General features: G+C 31.8%; 17 protein-coding genes. 8 read left to right on the top strand and 9 right to left on the bottom strand.

Translation table 11 applies throughout. The annotated features are described in order from the left end of the window. Nucleotides 1-5: 5 nt before the first annotated feature. The 7 genes from ACZIYX_RS14955 to ACZIYX_RS14925 form a co-directional block, all read right to left on the bottom strand. The gene (locus ACZIYX_RS14955; protein ID WP_462683059.1) at nt 6-977 is read right to left on the bottom strand and encodes a polysaccharide pyruvyl transferase family protein; all 972 of its coding nucleotides are present in this window, start codon (nt 975-977) and stop codon (nt 6-8) included. 26 nt (nt 978-1,003) lie between these two features. Then, a complete protein-coding gene (locus ACZIYX_RS14950) occupies nt 1,004-2,287 on the bottom strand; it encodes a hypothetical protein (RefSeq protein WP_462683058.1) in 1,284 nt (427 codons plus the stop codon). A 6-nt stretch (nt 2,288-2,293) separates the two neighbouring features. Then, the gene (locus ACZIYX_RS14945; RefSeq protein WP_462683057.1) at nt 2,294-3,835 is read right to left on the bottom strand and encodes an oligosaccharide flippase family protein; all 1,542 of its coding nucleotides are present in this window, start codon (nt 3,833-3,835) and stop codon (nt 2,294-2,296) included. Nucleotides 3,836-3,882: 47 nt separating this feature from the next. Next, nucleotides 3,883-5,166 carry a nucleotide sugar dehydrogenase gene (locus ACZIYX_RS14940; protein WP_462683056.1) on the bottom strand — a complete coding sequence of 428 codons (1,284 nt, stop codon included), beginning with the start codon at nt 5,164-5,166 and terminating at the stop codon, nt 3,883-3,885. 37 nt (nt 5,167-5,203) lie between these two features. Further along, nucleotides 5,204-6,202: an SDR family oxidoreductase gene (locus tag ACZIYX_RS14935; RefSeq protein WP_462683055.1), complete on the bottom strand. Its 999-nt coding sequence runs from the start codon at nt 6,200-6,202 to the stop codon at nt 5,204-5,206. 356 nt (nt 6,203-6,558) lie between these two features. After that, nucleotides 6,559-7,167: an aspartyl/asparaginyl beta-hydroxylase domain-containing protein gene (locus ACZIYX_RS14930; protein WP_462683054.1), complete on the bottom strand. Its 609-nt coding sequence runs from the start codon at nt 7,165-7,167 to the stop codon at nt 6,559-6,561. Nucleotides 7,168-7,331: 164 nt separating this feature from the next. Further along, nucleotides 7,332-9,251, bottom strand: a complete 1,920-nt coding sequence (locus ACZIYX_RS14925) for an alpha-ketoacid dehydrogenase subunit alpha/beta (protein WP_462683077.1) — start codon at nt 9,249-9,251, stop codon at nt 7,332-7,334. A 332-nt stretch (nt 9,252-9,583) separates the two neighbouring features. Between ACZIYX_RS14925 and ACZIYX_RS14920 the strand changes: the two genes are divergently transcribed. Genes ACZIYX_RS14920 through ACZIYX_RS14905 form a run of 4 tightly spaced genes read left to right on the top strand, consistent with a single transcriptional unit; the run spans nt 9,584 to nt 12,695 of the window. Beyond that, nucleotides 9,584-10,534 (top strand): isopenicillin N synthase family dioxygenase, encoded by a 951-nt coding sequence (locus tag ACZIYX_RS14920; RefSeq protein ID WP_462683053.1) that lies wholly within the window; start codon nt 9,584-9,586, stop codon nt 10,532-10,534. A 9-nt stretch (nt 10,535-10,543) separates the two neighbouring features. After that, nucleotides 10,544-10,873 (top strand): translation initiation factor, encoded by a 330-nt coding sequence (locus tag ACZIYX_RS14915; protein WP_462683052.1) that lies wholly within the window; start codon nt 10,544-10,546, stop codon nt 10,871-10,873. Nucleotides 10,874-10,885: 12 nt separating this feature from the next. Further along, on the top strand, nt 10,886-11,824 hold the full coding sequence (locus tag ACZIYX_RS14910; protein ID WP_462683051.1) for a DUF1835 domain-containing protein: 939 nt from the start codon (nt 10,886-10,888) through the stop codon (nt 11,822-11,824). A 1-nt stretch (nt 11,825) separates the two neighbouring features. Continuing rightward, a complete protein-coding gene (locus ACZIYX_RS14905) occupies nt 11,826-12,695 on the top strand; it encodes a nucleoside phosphorylase (RefSeq protein ID WP_462683050.1) in 870 nt (289 codons plus the stop codon). 72 nt (nt 12,696-12,767) lie between these two features. Here the strand turns inward: ACZIYX_RS14905 and ACZIYX_RS14900 are convergent, their stop codons facing one another. After that, the gene (locus ACZIYX_RS14900; protein WP_462683049.1) at nt 12,768-12,968 is read right to left on the bottom strand and encodes a hypothetical protein; all 201 of its coding nucleotides are present in this window, start codon (nt 12,966-12,968) and stop codon (nt 12,768-12,770) included. A 96-nt stretch (nt 12,969-13,064) separates the two neighbouring features. Here ACZIYX_RS14900 and ACZIYX_RS14895 point away from each other — a divergent pair, with 96 nt between their 5' ends. Both ACZIYX_RS14895 and ACZIYX_RS14890 read left to right on the top strand, forming a co-directional pair. Beyond that, the gene (locus tag ACZIYX_RS14895; protein WP_462683048.1) at nt 13,065-13,916 is read left to right on the top strand and encodes a substrate-binding domain-containing protein; all 852 of its coding nucleotides are present in this window, start codon (nt 13,065-13,067) and stop codon (nt 13,914-13,916) included. 351 nt (nt 13,917-14,267) lie between these two features. Continuing rightward, nucleotides 14,268-14,393, top strand: coding sequence for a hypothetical protein (locus ACZIYX_RS14890; protein WP_462683047.1), 126 nt, complete (start codon nt 14,268-14,270; stop codon nt 14,391-14,393). Nucleotides 14,394-14,501: 108 nt separating this feature from the next. Here the strand turns inward: ACZIYX_RS14890 and ACZIYX_RS14885 are convergent, their stop codons facing one another. Then, nucleotides 14,502-15,167, bottom strand: a complete 666-nt coding sequence (locus ACZIYX_RS14885; protein ID WP_462683046.1) for a uracil-DNA glycosylase — start codon at nt 15,165-15,167, stop codon at nt 14,502-14,504. A gap of 87 nt (nt 15,168-15,254) precedes the next feature. On the opposite strand from ACZIYX_RS14885, the gene ACZIYX_RS14880 reads away from it, so the two are divergent. Both ACZIYX_RS14880 and ACZIYX_RS14875 read left to right on the top strand, forming a co-directional pair. After that, complete coding sequence (locus tag ACZIYX_RS14880) at nt 15,255-17,426, top strand: endonuclease MutS2 (protein ID WP_462683045.1); 2,172 nt, start codon at nt 15,255-15,257, stop codon at nt 17,424-17,426. A gap of 7 nt (nt 17,427-17,433) precedes the next feature. Next, complete coding sequence (locus tag ACZIYX_RS14875) at nt 17,434-18,750, top strand: sodium:solute symporter family protein (RefSeq protein ID WP_462683044.1); 1,317 nt, start codon at nt 17,434-17,436, stop codon at nt 18,748-18,750. The last annotated feature ends 57 nt before the right edge of the window (nt 18,751-18,807 follow it).

Below are 18,807 nucleotides of genomic sequence, written 5' to 3'. Positions count from 1 at the left end.
ATAATTTATTTGTTTAACTGACTAGTCACCTTTTGCTTTAAAGCATTGGATAAATCATGATGTTTTTCCAAATTTTTGACTATAGTATTTTTACTAATTTTTCCTTCTAACGGAAAATTAGCAGTAAACTCTCCTGTTTTACTATTAATATCTATACGATTAAATAATTCTAAAATCCCATCGAATCGGCAAGAGTCTACAAAGCTATCAAAACCATTTACAAATATCACAGGTGTCCCCAAAGCTAAGCAAGGTAATGCACAATGAATTCTGGATGTAATTACTAATTTAGCTTTTGCATATTTATGCAATAATGCCTCTGCCATCTCAAATTTTTGTTCGTCTGTGAATTGATTAGAAGGCGGTTCTTGATTTATAAATTCTGCTGAGTTTAAAACATCTTCATTTATAAAATTTTTAAGATGTTTGTTTTTTTTGCCTAGCTGAAAGGCTGTACCGTTAAGAACATTTTTAATAGTGTGTTTAGGGCTATAAAAAATCTTTTCTGGTCTTGGATAACTATATAATGGATCTACAATATATATATCTTCTCCTCTTTCTTCATCTGCAACTTTATAAGAATCTAATGTTAGGGTTAAACAGCCTGTAAAATATGCATCAATCCCTTTAGCTTTTAAGGTATCTGCTGTAAATTGATCTCTGCAACCTATAGGCTGGTGTTTTTTAAGATATGCTATTCCCTTTTCACTTAGCATTGCAGGAGCGGCAGTATTATTCATATGAAAAGAAACAAATACTGGATCTATATTTTCTGAAGGCACCCAATTATGAATATTATGTGTAAACCAACCATTCATTATAAGTTTTATAGTATCTCCTTTATACTCTCCTAGTTTTTCTCTATTTAAAAAAGCATCTACTCTGGGTAAAAACTGCTTTGCTGCAAGACTCTGAATATTATCTCCAACATTAAAAAACCTTTTATTCTCAACATAGGTAAGTAATCCGTATTTCATCTCCTTAATATTTGTTTTATTCTATATTAGTATCTTATTTTTCTATATAATTGTTGTAACCAAGGAAACTTATTTCTTATGATAAACATAATTCTTTGTTTTCCTTTATTAGAGGCATTTAATTTTTGCTCTAAAAGCTGATGTATCTTTCCATTTCTAATTTTATCTATCTCCAAGGTCTCTGCTTGTATATCATCAAAAACATAAAATTCATCACTACTTTTTGCTTTCTCCATCAACTCCCACCAAAAATATTGCACACCTCTACTGGCAGCACCAATTTCCAATACTTCATAAAATTTCTTATATACCTTTCCATCTACATTAAACCCATAATCATTTGGATTTTTTTTATTTAAAATTAGTCCAAGAATTGTTCTAAAGCATTTTTCGCAATTGCTACAATTAAACTCTGTTTTTAGTTCAGAATAACAAACTCTTAGTTTAAATTTATTATTAGTTTTGGATGCAAATTGAGCTATTAAATCTACCTTATCCTGTCTTTTAAGATCATATCCATCATGATAAACTCTTACTCCTGATGCCCATGTTATCTTTTCGTCTATCTCTGGGGTAGATCCCCAATCAATATCAATATGATCGGTATATGATGATGCTATATAAATTGAAGTATATTTATAAATAAATGATAACGGAGCCAACGCTCCTATAAGAGCTAATCCATGTTGTACCTTGCCCCACCACCCAATATCTTTGAGTAAAAGTTCTACTTGGTATGTATAAAATACTCTAAGATTTGTTTCTATATATTCCTGATTGTTATTTTCTAATAATTTTTCTGTTTCTATAAAATTGGTAAAATCGTCCCACTGCTTATTATCTTCGATAGCAATATCTGCACCTAAAATCGTTACCAAATCAGGTTTTTTTTCAAAAATCCTGATATAAGTCGCATACGCATCCACTCCACCGCTAAATAACATAGACGATCTATCCCCTTCAATTTTATTTTTTACAAGTTTTTTTGCAATCAATTTACTACCTGTTATAGAAACTGATTCTCTTTTTTGAAATTCTTGCTGTACTAATATCAGGGCATTATAAAAATCTTCATCGACTTGATCTACTTCGACAGTAAACCCTGCATGCCAAGCTATAGGCATCATGTTAGACAAAAATGGAATTACTGCAATACTTTGGGGGATTGTGCTTACATCTATTCCATATTTAGAATAAAGAGGCTTATCTTTATTAAAGAATTTTTCGATTTGAGAACTCGCAGAATACTTATAAATAATTTTCTTACCGCCTTCTGTATATGAAATATTGTGAAGTGTTAATTTTTCCATTACAATTTATTTTCGTTTCCATATAGAAACAATTGGTTTTGCAAATAATTCTTTTTCATAATCTAACATTCCAAAAAAGTAGATTAGCACAACAAAAACAGTTGTATATATACTTCCTTTAAAAATAAAATTTAACCATCCTTCTCCTGGTATATAATTAATAATATAACCTATGGCAACAACAATAATAATGATGAAAAAAGACTTATGTAATAGTTCTTTAAAAAACCGAAAAATATTTAAGCCTATTTTTTTATGGTAATAAAAATTCATTATATTTTGTACTACTAACCATCCTGTTACTAAGCCCGAAATCATACCTATAGCACCATAATCTATTGCTAAAATCCCTCCTGCAATAGCACCAAAAACCATAACTACAAGATATAGGATTGCTTTAAAAGCTAATTTATTCTTAGCTTCAAGAACAGAGTTTCCAAATGCTTGTAGTAAAGGTATTGTGTATGCTATCATTATCATTATCGAAATTATATAGATCTCATTACACTCTCTTGAATTATATCTAGCACCGTTTGCCAGATCTCCACCACCAACCCATAAATTAACAAACTGTTCACCATACAATATAAATGCTCCTAATACATACATCAAAATAATAAATGACAATCTACCTAATTTAATCATCATATCTGTTAATTCCTCGCCAGTAGCATTATTAACAGACATTTGTGTTGCTCTTGGCAAAAAAACGCTAGAGATTGCGGTCGAAAAAGTACCGTAATATGTTCCTAAAGCTATTCCTATTCCATAAATACCTAAAATTTTCGGAAAACTCATAGAACCAAGAATCCAACTCCCTGAGTTCCATTGTAGCATACCTACTAAAGAAAATACAAAAATCCAGCTTGAATATTTGAAAATCTGTATAATATACTTTTTAGACAGTTTATGTAATCTAAATTTAACTTTGAGCTTAACCAGCACATAATAAGCTGATACTGATATAGTAAATATATTAAATATTGTATCTACTATAACAAGTGATATTGCTTTACCTCCAAATAAAAGTACTGCTACAACTGTTATAGATCTTAAAACATACCTTATGATGCCTACTGATTCAGGAAAAACAAATTCTTCATACCCTTTACAAATTCCTGTAAAGATCATTCCTGGAAGTTGTATTGCCAAATTGAAAATTAAAATAGCAAACATAATTTTTGCTATTTCAAGTTCGTGTGCATTAAACTTTGTAAAATAGGAATCTATAAAAAAGTAGAAAATAATACCTAGAACAATAACTAATAACGAAATAACAAAATATAATAATCGTATAGTGGCTAGAAAATTTTCTTCTCCTTCTCTATCTTTTTCGGCTCTATATTTTGCTACAAAACGAACAACTGTGTTTGTTAATCCAAAATCCAAAAGAGCAATTGTACCAATTAATGCTCCAATTGCATTAAATATTCCGTATTCATCTTTACCAATATTACTTACAATAAATGGCGTCATTGCTATTCCTATAATATTGGTAAGTATAATTTTTAAATACGTTAGTAACGCACCCTTTTTTAATTGGTTCAATTTAGTTGGTTTATTAGTTGCTTAAGAGTAAAAACTATTCGTTTATATTATAACCTACCATGTACTTTTTCCTTCAAAATTCCTTTTACATCATAAAGAATTCCGTTTGGCAAAAGCATCGATTTCAAATCAATATCCAAAAATTCGTTATGCGCTACAGTCAAAATTATTGCATGATATTTTTGTTTTGGTAAATCAATAGTAGTATTAAGGTTGTACTCATGCATCACTTCGGATGGATTTGCCCAAGGATCATATACCGTAACATTTGTTCCAAAATCATTTAATTGTTTTATAACATCTACTGCTTTTGTATTACGAACATCCGGGCAATTTTCTTTAAAAGTTACCCCAAGTACTAATACATCTGCTCCTTTTATATGTATATCATGCTTAACCATAAGTTTTATTACTTCTGATGCCACATATTGTCCCATACTATCGTTTAATCTGCGTCCTGCAAGAATTATTTCCGGATGGTAGCCAAACTCTTGTGCGCGTTGTGCCAAATAATAAGGGTCTACACCTATACAATGACCTCCTACTAATCCTGGTTTAAAAGGAAGAAAATTCCATTTGGTACCTGCTGCTTCCAACACATCACCAGTATCAATCCCCATAAGGTTAAAAATCTTGGCTAATTCATTAACAAAAGCAATATTAATGTCTCTTTGTGAGTTTTCTATAACTTTAGCTGCTTCTGCAACTTTTATAGTAGGAGCCAAATGCGTTCCTGCAGTAATAATAGAACGATATAAACCATCTACTTTTTTGCCTATTTCGGGGGTAGATCCAGCTGTAACTTTAAGTATTTTTTCTACGGTATGTTTTTTATCTCCCGGATTAATACGTTCCGGAGAGTATCCTGCATAAAAATCTTTATTGAATTTTAATCCACTAACTTTCTCTAAAACCGGAATACATTCTTCTTCTGTAACTCCCGGATATACTGTAGATTCATAAATAACAATATCTCCTTTTTTTAGCACCTTACCAACTGTCTCACTAGATTTATATAGTGGAGTAAGATCTGGTCTGTTATTTTTGTCTACAGGAGTAGGAACTGTAATAATATAATAATTACAATTTTTAATATCTTCTGTATTTGAAGAACAGTAAAGACCATTTTCTTCTAAACCAGCATCTGTTTTAAGTACCGATTGCAGTAATTCATCTTCTACCTCTAAGGTAGAATCTGTTCCTGAACGTAATTCATTAATCCTATTTTGATTAATATCAAAACCAATTACCGGGTATTTGGTTGCAAACAGTCTTGCCAAAGGTAATCCAACATATCCTAATCCAATAATGGCTACTCTAATATCTTTCATAAGTATCTTATAACGTGTTTTACTAATAGTTAGGGAATTATTTTAAATTTTCCCAATACCATTTCACAGCTTCTTTAAGTCCTGATTTTATATCAAATTCAGGATTATATCCCAAAAGTGTTATGGCTTTATCTACAGATGCTAATGAATGGGGTATGTCTCCTTTACGTTCTGGCCCATATTTCACATCTACATTCGCAATAGAACTATCAAATTCTGCCAAATATTGTTTTAACAAAGAAGTTAATTCATTTAAAGTTGTTCTTTCTCCAAAAGCTGTATTATACACATTATTTAGTGCTTCTTGATTATTAGATACTAATGCTAATAAGTTCATCTGTATAACATTATCTATATAGGTAAAATCCCTTGAAAATAAACCATCTCCATTGATTACCGGAGATTCGTATTTCATAAATTGCATCACAAATTTGGGGATTACAGCCGCATAAGCACCGTTTGGATCTTGTTTGCGTCCAAACACATTAAAGTATCTCAATCCTACTGTATCCAGATTATAAGTTCTTTTAAAATTATCTGCATACAATTCGTTAACATATTTGGTAATAGCATACGGGGATAGTGGCTTTCCTATATTATCCTCTACTTTTGGTAATGCTTCAGAATCTCCGTATGTAGAAGAGCTTGCCGCATATATAAATCGTTTTACTCCAGCATCTCTAGAAGCTACCAACATATTAAGAAACCCTCCTACATTAACATTATTAGAAGTAATAGGATCATTTATAGAACGAGGAACAGAGCCCAATGCTGCCTGATGCAATACAAAATCAACATCTTTACATGCTAAATTACAATCTTCAAGATTTCTTATATCTCCTTCGATAAATGTAAATTTTGGACTTTGTCTAAGTGCTGACAAGTTTTTTTCATGTCCTGTAGCAAAATTATCTAAACCTACTACAGTACTTCCTATATTTATAAGTTCTTCACAAAGATTAGAACCTATAAATCCAGCGGCACCGGTTATAAGTATTTTTGAGGAGCGAAGAAGCTCCAACTGATTTGTGTTCATGAATTATATTTTAACCCCCTGTTTTTTAATTCAAAAGCATATAAAATTTTATAGCCAGCGCAAAATTAAGATATACTTATATAACATACAACATAAGTTAAAGGGGATTTTACCCCTATTTATAATAAATAATAATAAGGTAACTTACATTCCTTGTTTTAGCTACTTAAAAAAGAATTTAACACGCTAAAAAACAGATATTTAAGAAAAAAATGTGTTTTTATTAACTATAACGTTTTCGATATAAATTATTAATATATAATCAAACCAAAAGATCTGTTTCTGAAAATATATTTTGTTTGCGATTCGAGATTCGAGTAAGTACGGACAAAAAATAAAGGAATTAGAAAAATAATTCAGTTATCAAAAGATTGGCTGTCTGTTATCGTTTTTCGAACCCAATCATTTGGTATCATATCGATAGTTAGATTTACACGTTCTGTATCTCCAAGATTATCTATTTTATGTGGATCTGTTAGTTTTAAATACCAACACTCACCCGGCTGCATTGGTACAGGAGTACCATTTAAGAAAAACACTACCTTATCATTTTTAAAGATCGGTATAGTAAGTCTAATTACAGATTTGTGTATTTCCAGAGCAAGAGTAGGATCGGTATGCTCTTTTACAATCGAATAGGGAGCTAAACGCAACAATCTAACCAAAGTAACTTTTGTATGTTTACGAAAAGTATCAACAACACTCGTAAGGTATGAAGATTGCTTTAGCTCATTTGTATCCAGCCAATCTGTCCATGAACCATCTGCATAATCCTCTGCTGGGGGTGGAAAAGGTAATGAAGGGTCTACAATATGGGCAGGAGCGGTTAATGGAATAACATTATAATACTCGAAACTGTCTATCTTCAAAGCTTCAAATTCTGAAAACATTTTACTTGCATCAAAAGAAAACGGCAATTTAATGCGGTCAAAACCCTGTGTTTTTGTCTCTATATCTTGTCTCATTGATCTAATTATTTTATTCTTTACCGAAAGCTTGTTTTTTCTATCTCAATAAAAATAAAAAAACTATTTGACTTAATAATTCGATATCTTCTCCTGCAACATGTATTATACTCTTCTTTTATCTTTTTAATTCTAAAGATTATCTTCTGAGTTTATTGTAATAACTAAAACTCTAATATAGCCAACAACTCATCTTCAAATCTTTTTTTGCCTAAGTATTGAGTTTCTAAATTAGTATCAAATGGAATTGGGGTTTCTAAACTCGCCACTCTTTTTACAGGAGCATCGAGAAATTTAAAACAATTTTCCATAATTAACGCTGAAATATCAGATGCTATGCCTCCAAAAAGGGAATCCTCTTGCAAAATAATAACTTTACCCGTTTTTTTAACCGATTGATATATAGCTTCTGTATCCATAGGTTGCAATGTTCTTAAATCTATAAGATCTGCATGGATATATGAATATTTATCCAGCACCTCTATAGCCCAGTGTACTCCGGCTCCATAACTTACTACAGTAACATCACTGCCCTGTTTAAGTAAAGATGCTTTTCCGAACGGCAAGTTATAATAACCTTCGGGAACTTCTTGCCTAACACTTCTGTATAATGCTTTATGCTCAAAAAACAATACCGGGTTTGGATCTTCTATAGCAGTGGCCAAAAGTCCTTTTGCATCATAAGGAAAAGCCGGGTACACTACCTTTAGCCCCGGGGTCTTGGTAAACCAAGCCTCATTGGTTTGGCTATGAAATGGTCCTGCCCCTACTCCTGCCCCACAAGGCATTCTTATTACCACATCCGCAGATTGGCTCCATCTATAGTTTGATTTTGCCAATAGATTTACAATTGGATTAAAACCCGAGGACACAAAATCTGCAAATTGCATCTCTACAACTGTTTTAAAATCATTTACAGATAACCCATATCCGGCAGAGACAATTCCGGATTCACAAATTGGAGTATTTCTAACCCGGGTTTTTCCAAATTCTTCTACAAAACCTTCTGTTATTTTAAAAACACCTCCATACTCTGCTATATCTTGTCCCATAATCACAAGATTATCATGTTTACGCATACTCTCTCTTAAACCATCCGATATTGCATCGATTAGTCTCAATTCTTTGGTATTTGAATCTGGTACAATCTCCTCATAAATAAAAGTTGTATAAACATCCTTTAATTCCTGATTCAGATCTACTGTAATAGTCTTTTCTGTATTTGCCTGCTCCCAGTGGAGTTCTATTTCCTTCTTTAAAACAGATTGTTGCTCATCATCTTTTTCAACAGATATCAAACCATTACTGATAAGATACTCTTTATAGTTTGTTATAGGATCTTTGGCTCCCCAGTATTCCATCAATTCCTGAGGCACATACTTAGTACCACTAGCTTCCTCATGTCCCCGCATTCTAAAGGTTTTAAACTCTAATAAAACGGGGCGGGGATTCTGTCTTATACTGTTAGCAAGCTCATTGACTTTATCATAAACCTCTAATACATTATTGCCATCAATTATATGTGACTCCATCGCATAACCTAAACCACGGTCTGCAAGATTTTTACAATTATATTGTTCTTCAGTAGGAGTAGATAGTCCATAACCATTATTTTCTATACAAAATAATACAGGCAAACTCCATACCGAAGCAATATTAAGGGCTTCATGAAAATCTCCCTCGCTGGTACCTCCTTCTCCTGTAAATACAGCAGTAACTTTATGATTATTCTTTAACAAATTTCCCATTGCAATACCACAAGCTATTCCCATTTGAGGACCTAAATGAGAAATCATACCTACTATATTATATTCTTGTGTTCCAAAATGAAAAGAACGATCTCTTCCTCTTGTGAACCCGCTGGCTTTTCCTTGCCACTGGGCAAATAATCTGTACAAAGGTATTTCTCTGGTTGTAAATACTCCCAGGTTTCTATGCATTGGCAATATATACTCGTCAAGATCCAAAGCAGCCGTTATACCTATAGATATAGCTTCTTGTCCTATTCCTCCAAACCATTTCGATATTTTTCCTTGCCTAAGCAACACTAGCATTTTTTCTTCAATAAGCCTGGGTTTAAGCATTTTAAAATACAAGGAAACAAGAAGCTCGTCTGTGTATTCTTTTCTATCAAAATATAATTTCGATTTTTCTTTAAAAATATGTTCCATAAAAGAAAATTTGTTAAGTAAATGTACTTATTTTTCTTTCAGAACAAACGTGTCATATATAATACTTGTTAAATTACCTTAAACAATTCTACGAATTAATTAAATTTACTTTCAATTACAGATTATATGTTTAAAATTGACAAATTTGACAGATAATATGTATCCAAAAATAAATTTAGGAGGCCGTTAGGGGTTTTTACCGAAATACTCCTATTTTAGTTCTCCAATACACAAATATTAAGCCGATGAACAATATACCAAGTGTGGATTTAGCAGATTTTTTATCTGATGACTTTTCAAAAAAGCAAAAGTTTGTTAGTGAAATAGGAAAAGCTTATGAAAAAATAGGCTTTGTTGCTTTAAAAAATCACTTTTTGAGTGACAAACTTGTAAATAATCTATATCAGGAAATTAAAAGTTTTTTTGCATTACCTCTTGCTACAAAAGCAAAATATGAGATCGAAGGATTAGGGGGGCAACGAGGGTATACATCATTTGGTAAAGAGCACGCCAAAGGTAAAAAAGAAGGAGACCTAAAAGAATTTTGGCATTTTGGGCAAGAGCCGGATCCCAATGCTAATCTAACAGAACAATACCCGTGTAATGTAATTGTTGAAGAGTTAGAAAATTTTAACATTACAGGAATGGAAGCATACAAAATGCTCGAAAAAACAGGTATTTATGTGCTTAGGGCATTAGCTTTGTATATAGGTCTTGATGAGTATTACTTTGATCATTGGGTTAGTAATGGTAATAGTATATTACGTCCAATTCATTACCCACCTATTCAAAAAGAACCAAAAGGAGCTGTTAGGGCCGGGGCGCACGGCGACATAAATCTTATTACTTTATTAATGGGAGCTTCAACAGGAGGGTTACAAGTACAACGTAAAGATGGTGAATGGATAGATGCAATCCCACAAGAAGATGAATTGGTCATTAATGTTGGAGATATGCTGGAAAGACATACCAACAATAAATTGCGATCTACCATACATAGAGTAATAAACCCTCCAAAAGAAGAATGGGATAAGCCAAGATATTCTATTCCATTTTTTATGCACCCCAGAAGCGACATGAAACTAAACTGCTTAGAAGAATGCATTACAAAAGATAACCCGAAACAGTATGAAGACATAACCGCAGGAGATTTTTTACATCAAAGACTTATTGAAATTGGTTTAATCAAAAAATAGATCCCAGAAATGGATTTACAAGAACAATTAAAAAAATTATTTCCAGATCACCAACCTTTGGAAGAGGAACCAAAAAAAGATCCTGAAAACCAAATATGGATGCAGGATGATCCTATAATTTGTAAATACGAAAAACGAAAAGGAAAACCTGTAACTATATTAGAAGGATATACTGGTGCTGATGAAGATTTTAAAAAATTAGCCAAAGAATTAAAAACTCGTTTAAGTGTTGGTGGAAGCTTTAAAAATGATGCTATAATTATACAAGGAGATTATAGAAATCAAATCATGGAAATACTTGAAGAAAAAGGATTCAAAATAAAACGTGTTGGAGGATAATTCATAACAAAATTGGGAGTTAATACATTACATATTACCAACGGAGACAGTCTTACTCATAGAATACAAGAATTAAATCTTGTTGATGGAGAATTTATGGTCTGGCGCGAAATGCTTTGTGAAGGACCTACAGAAATTAAAATAGAAGAAGAGGTTTCTGTAAAAAAGAGAGCCCTGTTTTTAAAAAAATATTACAGAATCCCTCCTTCTGATTATGAAAAAAAGTTTGTTTCTCAGCTTAAAAAATTAGACAACCTTGCTAAATATGATGAAATTATATTATGGTTTGAATATGATCTGTTTTGCCATATCAATATGATTGCAGCTATAAGCTTATTACTTCGCAAAAAAAATAGAGAAACACCTGTATTTTTAGTCTGCAGTGGCAGAATAGAACATGAAAAAAAACTTTTTGGGCTCTGCGATTTATCCCACAGTCAATTAAAAAAGCATTTGCAGGGCAAAATAAAATTAAGCCATGACGATCTTGAGTTTGCTGCCCATATCTGGACTCTTTATTGTGAGTCCAAACCAGAAAAAATGATAGGACAAATCAAACAAAATTCTTCTTTTGAATATATGTCTATCTGTATAAGAGCACACTTACAAAGGTTTCCTAATATGCTTACAGGGCTTAATGTGCTAGAACATAATATTTTGGAAATGGCAGATAACTATCAAATTAAAAACATAAAACAACTTATGGGGTACGCTCTGGAATACCAGGGATATTATGGATATGGCGATATGCAAATGAAACGTGTGCTTGCCAGGCTTTTTCAGTTTTTTACACAAACAAAAGACCGGCTTTTGTTATCAGAAAGAGGAAAACTTGCTCTAGAATACAAAAAAAACTTTTATAATACGCAAATTTTAAATTGGTATTATGGAGGTGTTAAAAAATATGATTACTTATATAATGACGAAACCCACTCACTGCTAAAATTATAATATGGGTATAGCCAAATCCGAACTAATTCTTAATGAAGATGGCAGCATATACCATCTTCAACTTAAACCAAAACACCTTGCTCCTACCATAATAACAGTAGGAGATCCTGATCGTGTGGATCAAGTAACACAATATTTTGACAAAATTGAATACAAAATTCATAAAAGAGAATTTCATACACAAACGGGATATTATAAAGGACACAGGATTACTGTAATATCTACAGGTATAGGAACCGATAATATTGATATTGTTTTTAATGAATTAGATGCTCTGGTAAATATTGATTTTGCTACAAGAAAACCTAAAAACACACACACTTCATTAAGCATTATACGCATAGGAACATCCGGATCTGTACAACCAACTATTCCTATAGATAGTTTTGTTATTTCAGAAATCGCTATTGGTTTTGATAGTCTTTTGCACTTTTATGATAGCCATCATGTACAACTCCCCGATTTTTCTAAGGCACTAACAAATCATTTAGACTGGGATAAAAACAAATCAATACCATATACCGTTTCGTGGGATCAGGAACTTGGAGAAAAAATGTTAAGCAAACCAATACATAAAGGAGTAACTATTACCAATGTTGGTTTTTATGGTCCGCAAGGAAGAGTTTTAAGACTACCGCTACAAGATAAGCACTTAAATAAAAAAATAGCATCGTTTAAATACGATAACAAAGTAATTACCAATTTAGAAATGGAAACTGCCGGTATTTATGGAATGGCAAAATTATTAGGACACAAAGCTGTTTCTATGAATGCTATTTTGGCAAACCGTTACTCGGGAGATTTTAGCCAAAATCCAAAAAATACTATAAACAAACTTATACAGTATACTTTGAAAAAAATTATAAACTAGAAAATATACTTTAACATAAAAACAAGAAAAACAGTTAGTTCCCTTGTTTTTATGTCTGTCCTAATTAAAATATTAGCCAAATAATACTTTAAGGCTAATCAATAAATTAGTGAGCAACAATACTGCAATAAAAATCACAATGCCATTCTCTACAGAATTATTTTTTAACTTCGCGACTTTTACATCTGTATTTTTATCCTTTAAAAAATTCTTTTTCATAGCAATATTGTTTTTATTTGGGGTTAAATTCTTATTAAAGATATATTTCTTCATAAGAAGGATATACCAAATATACATAAACAAATAATTTTTTATCGTTAAAAAACAATAAAAATCGATAAAAAGCGTAATTTATTAACTTTAAATAGCATGTATACTATAAAAATAGGCGGTGTCCCAGAACATTTTAATTTACCATGGCATTTAAGTATTGAGGACGGAAGCTATCTTAGAAGCGATATACAATTAGATTGGACAGAATATCCTGGCGGTACTGGTGCAATGTGCGAAGCTTTAAGAAAAAAAGATATTGATATTGCTATTATACTTACCGAGGGTATTATAAAAGATATTATAGACGGAAATCCATGTAAAATTGTACAGACCTATATACAAACACCGCTAATATGGGGGATTCATGTAGATGCAAACTCAGACTACACCTGTCTTTCTGAATTAGAAAATAAAAAGGCTGCCATAAGCAGGTATGGTTCGGGATCACATTTAATGGCACATGTTAATGCTCAAAACCAAAATTGGGATACTTCCCTTCTTCAGTTTGAGGTAGTAAGAAATTTAAAAGGTGCCATAAAAGCATTAACAAATGGAGGAGCAGATTATTTTATGTGGGAACATTACACAACAAAACCACTTGTAGATAATGGGATTTTTAAAAGAGTAGCAGATTGCCCAACCCCATGGCCTTGTTTTGTAATAGCAGTAAGAGAGGAAATACTCAATACAAATGCTAAACAAATAAAAACTATTTTAGATATCATCAATATCACTACTATAGATTTTAAACACATACCCAGTATTCATAAAACATTGGCAAATCGCTATGACCAAAAACTAGAGGATATTCAAAAATGGTTAGAACTTACAGAATGGAGTCAATCACTAATTAAAAAAAATACTCTGGTAGAAATACAAAATCATTTATACAACTTAGACATAATTAATAAAAAAGTAGCTCCGGAAAAGTTGATTTTTGAATTATAAAATCAAAATTGACAGAAAAAACATGATACCATAGGTAGGGTTTATACAAAACAAAACGTTATTTAATCAAACAATATTTTACAAATTTAAGATTAAAAGTAAGATATAATTAATAAATCCAATGAACGCTTATGTTATAATTAATTCTTACATATCTGTTTAGCAAACATACATTTGAATAAAATATTTTTGTACATTTGCACCGCCTACCCCAATGATATGAACTAATTATTAATGTATAAGCAACCATTTTGGTTTTAATGCATCTAATGATTAACTAACAAATCTTTTATGGTAACTTTTTTAATAATATTAGCAGGTCTTGTCGCTTTCAATTTTATTTTACTAAAATTGAGTACTCAATCGGTAGATTCCGATAAAAACAAATCGCGAAAACAAGAAAACAAAATCAATACTATAGGCGGTAAATCATCTGTAGAAAAGTCAAAATCTTCTGAGATTCCTAACGCTGCATAAATTGATAGCCAGCCACAGCAAGCTTTCGAAGTATGCTTCTGAAAAACATACACTTGTTCTCTCAGAAGCAACCCTTGGGGAATTAAACCCTCAATAAGAAGGGCTAATTTACCATTTTATTGGTATTTGATTTGTTTCGAGCAAATATGCATTGGATTGACTAAAGTGTTTATTTCCAAACCAGTACCCTCTGTTTGCACTCAAAGGAGAAGGATGTCCGGTCGCCAAAACATAATGCTTTGATTTGTCTATCATGTTGCCTTTTTTCTTGGCATATCCTCCCCATAGTAAAAATACTACTTTACTCTTTTTATCAGAAATAGCCTGGATAACAGCATCTGTAAATTGCTCCCATCCTTTGTTTTGATGAGATCCTGCCTGGTGTGCCCGCACAGTTAAAGTTGCATTTAATAACAAAACCCCTTGTTTTGCCCAACGTTTCAAATTTCCTGTTGAAGGAACAGGTAATTCTAAATCGGTTTCAATTTCTTTAAAAATATTTATTAACGAAGGTGGAATCTGAATATCATCGGCTACCGAAAAACATAAACCATTAGCCTGCCCTGGTCCATGATATGGATCCTGACCTATTATCACCACTTTAACATCCTCAAATTTACAATAATCAAACGCTGCAAAAATTTCAGATCCTTTTGGATAACAAGTCCCATTTTTATATTCAGTTTTTACAAAATCTACTAACGTATTAAAATATGGCTTGCTAAATTCGGGTTTAAGTTGCTCTTTCCAGGAGTTTTCTATATTTACATTCATATTGATGTTAAAAAATTATAGCAATTGTGTACTTTTGTAAGTTCTAAAATTGATCGAATATAACCCAAAAATAGGGTAAAAAAAAGTATGATTCGCATTTCTAAAAAAACACTGGATGATCTTGAATTTGATATAGTATTAAATCAAGTTGCAGAATATTGCACTACAGATTTTGGTAAATCAAAAGTATTGCAGATTATCCCTTTTAATACCAAAGAGTTACTTGATACAGCCTTACAGGAAGTATTTGAATATAAATCCTCATTTTTAAATGATTCCCGAATTCCGAATCATGGGTTTGATACTATTTCCAAAGAAATTCGATTACTACAAATAGAAAACGCTTTTTTGGAAGCTTTTAACTTAAAAAGAATAATCTCTATAAACATAACCACTAATGATATACTGTTTTTTTTAAGAAAAAACAAAGAGTTCTATCCAATTTTATATCAAAAATCTTCTGAAGTTCCTTTTACCAAAGAAATTATTGACCTAATTGAAATGGTGATCGACAAATTTGGAGAAATAAAAGATAATGCCTCCCCTGCCTTACAAAATTTGCGAAAAGAAATTAATAGTGTACAAGCCAGACTTAATGGTAGTTTTGGCAAAGATTTGTCAAAATATAACAGCTTAGGGTATTTGGATGAAATAAAAGAGAGTGTAGTCGAAAACCGAAGGGTTTTGGCAGTCAAAGCAATGTATCGCCGTAAAGTAAAAGGCGCTATTATGGGCAGCTCCAAAACTGGTAGTATAGTATATATAGAACCAGAAACTACCATACAATTTAGCAGGGAACTTAACAATTTAGAATACGAAGAACGAGAAGAAGTTGTAAAAATACTTAAAGAGCTAACCAACAAATTACGCCCGTTTACAGAACTTTTACAGCACTACCAAGAATATCTAAGTGATATAGATGTTATTTCTGCTAAATCTAAGCACGCCAATCAACTTAATGCCATATTACCCAAAATAACCGAAAGCAGAGAATTAACTATTATAGACGCGTACCATCCATTATTATACCTTAATAATAAAGCCAAAGGAAACAAAACGTATCCTCAAAGCATTACTTTGGATCTTAATAACCAGATAATTGTTATCTCTGGTCCAAACGCAGGTGGTAAAAGTATTACTTTAAAAACAATTGGGCTATTACAAGTAATGCTGCAAAGTGGCATGTTAATCCCTGTACATGAATATAGCAGAATGTGCTTGTTTGATATAATCCTTACCGATATAGGAGATAATCAATCCATAGAAAACCATTTAAGTACCTATAGTTATCGATTAAAAAACATGAACAATTTTTTACGAAAATGTAATGATAAAACATTGTTTTTGATCGATGAGTTTGGTACCGGTAGTGATCCCGAACTAGGTGGTGCTCTGGCTGAAACTTTTCTCGAAGTTTTTTATGACCGGGGATCTTTTGGGATAATCACTACGCATTATGCAAATTTAAAAATGCTGGCCAATGAGCTTCCAAATATGAGCAACGCAAATATGTTATTTGATTCAAAAACATTAGAACCCTTATTTAAACTATATCTGGGTGAAGCAGGAAGTTCATTTACATTTGAAGTGGCTCAAAAAAATGGTATTCCTTATAGTTTAATCAACAAAGCAAAGAAAAAAGTAGAACGGGGAAAAATTCGTTTTGACAAAAGCATTGCAGACCTGCAAAAAGAGAGATCCAAACTACAAAAAACTACATCTTCTCTTAAAAATAAAGAACAAAAAGCAGAAGAAGAAAAAGATCGTTTAGAAAAAACAAACGATCGCATTCAGAAAAAACTCGAAAGCTATCAGGAATTATACGATAGTAATCAACGTATGATTTATTTAGGTCAAAAATTAGATGATATTAGTGAAAAATACTTCAACAATAAGAAAAAAAGAGAATTGATAAATGAATTCTTAAAAATTGTTGAAGTAGAAAATTCTAAACGAAAAAAATTAACCGTAAAACAACGCAGGGAAGAAAAAACAAAAGAACAAAAGATTGTAAATGAAATAAAAGAAAAAGTTGAGGTTATTCGGGAAAAGAAAAAAGAAGAAAAAAAGAAAGAAGAAAAAATTATTGCTTTACAACCAAAAGTTATATTAAAAGTAGGAGACAGAGTACGAATGATAGACGGAAGATCTATTGGTACTATAGACAATATCGAAAAAAAGAAAGCAATTGTTAATTATGGTATTTTCACTACTAATGTGGCTCTAGATCAATTAGAGTTTGTAGAAAGAAAAAAATAAAACATGTATGGAAATCTATCTTTACCTAAGTACCTATATCTTTCTTATTATTGGCTTATCTATATACATATCCCGGTCATCATCGCACGAAGACTTTCTTATTGGCGGAAGAAACAAAAACACCTACGCCATTTTATTCTCCAAATTTGCAGGTGCTATTGGAGTAAGCACTTTAATTACCTACACTGGCTATGCATATAAATTTGGTTGGGGACTATTTGCTATGTCTCTAGGATCGGTAGTTGGGTATTTGTTATTTGCGTTTTGGGCTTCTCCCAAAATAAAAAAATTATCTGTACAAGGTAATTTTTACACTCAGGGAGATTTACCTGCTTTTGTTACAGGTAATAAAAACACAGGAACCATCACCAATTCTATAACCATAGTCGTTCAATTTTTTTGGATATTATTATCTCTGGCAGGTGGCGCAAAGATTATTGCTTTTTTTGAAATTTTTACTTACGAAGTTGCACTGCTTATTACAGCAGTTGTAGTTATGGTATATGTAGTTTTTTCAGGGTTTAAAGCTGTTATTATCACTGACATTTTTCAAGGAGTAATCATTATAGCATTTTTATGCATATTAATTTATGGAATGTTTGACAATAAAGATTTTGGCACTATTATTAGTAGTACTACAGACAAAAATGTAAGTATTGGAAGTATTGCAGGTCTGGTTTTGTATGGTGGCTTATCCGTTTTTGGATTAGCAGACCGATATCAACTTTGCTATGCTGCCAAAAACGAAAAATCACTAAAAAAAGGATTAGGACTTGCTATTGTTCCTGTTTTGTGCATAGCTTTTTTATTGCTTTTGATCGGGCTATATACCTATATTCAAAACCCAGACTTAGATCCCGATACCGTATTTGTTTATGCAATGCAAAACTTTATAAAACCATCATGGCTACCATTTTTATTTGTTCTTTTTTTTGCAGGTTTAATGAGTACTGCAGATACCTCAATTTTTGCAGTGGCATCACATATAGTATCTAAAACAAAAAATAATCAAAAAGTAAAATCCTTGAGATATGCCACGATTGCCACTGTTTTTATTGCTGTTATGGTCTCCTACTTTTGGAGAAGCATTGTAGATATTACTATCGTAGGGGCCGCACTACGAATGACCCTTGCAATAGCAATGATCTATGTAATCCAACAAAAAGAAAACAGTGGTAGATTTATTGCAAGTGCTCTAGGGGGTCTTTTGGGGTTAATAATAGGCATACTGATTTTTGGCCCTGCTCCTACTATTGCCATAACTGTACTTTTAGGATCATTACTAGGGTTAATCTATAAATCCAAAAGTCCAAAAAAAAACTAATTTTATAAGATTACCAATCTTAAAATATGGATAAGAACTTCCTGTTAAAGAATCCTT

Source organism: Aquimarina sp. (assembly GCF_977115655.1).
This window is presented reverse-complemented; position numbering and strand designations above follow the sequence as displayed.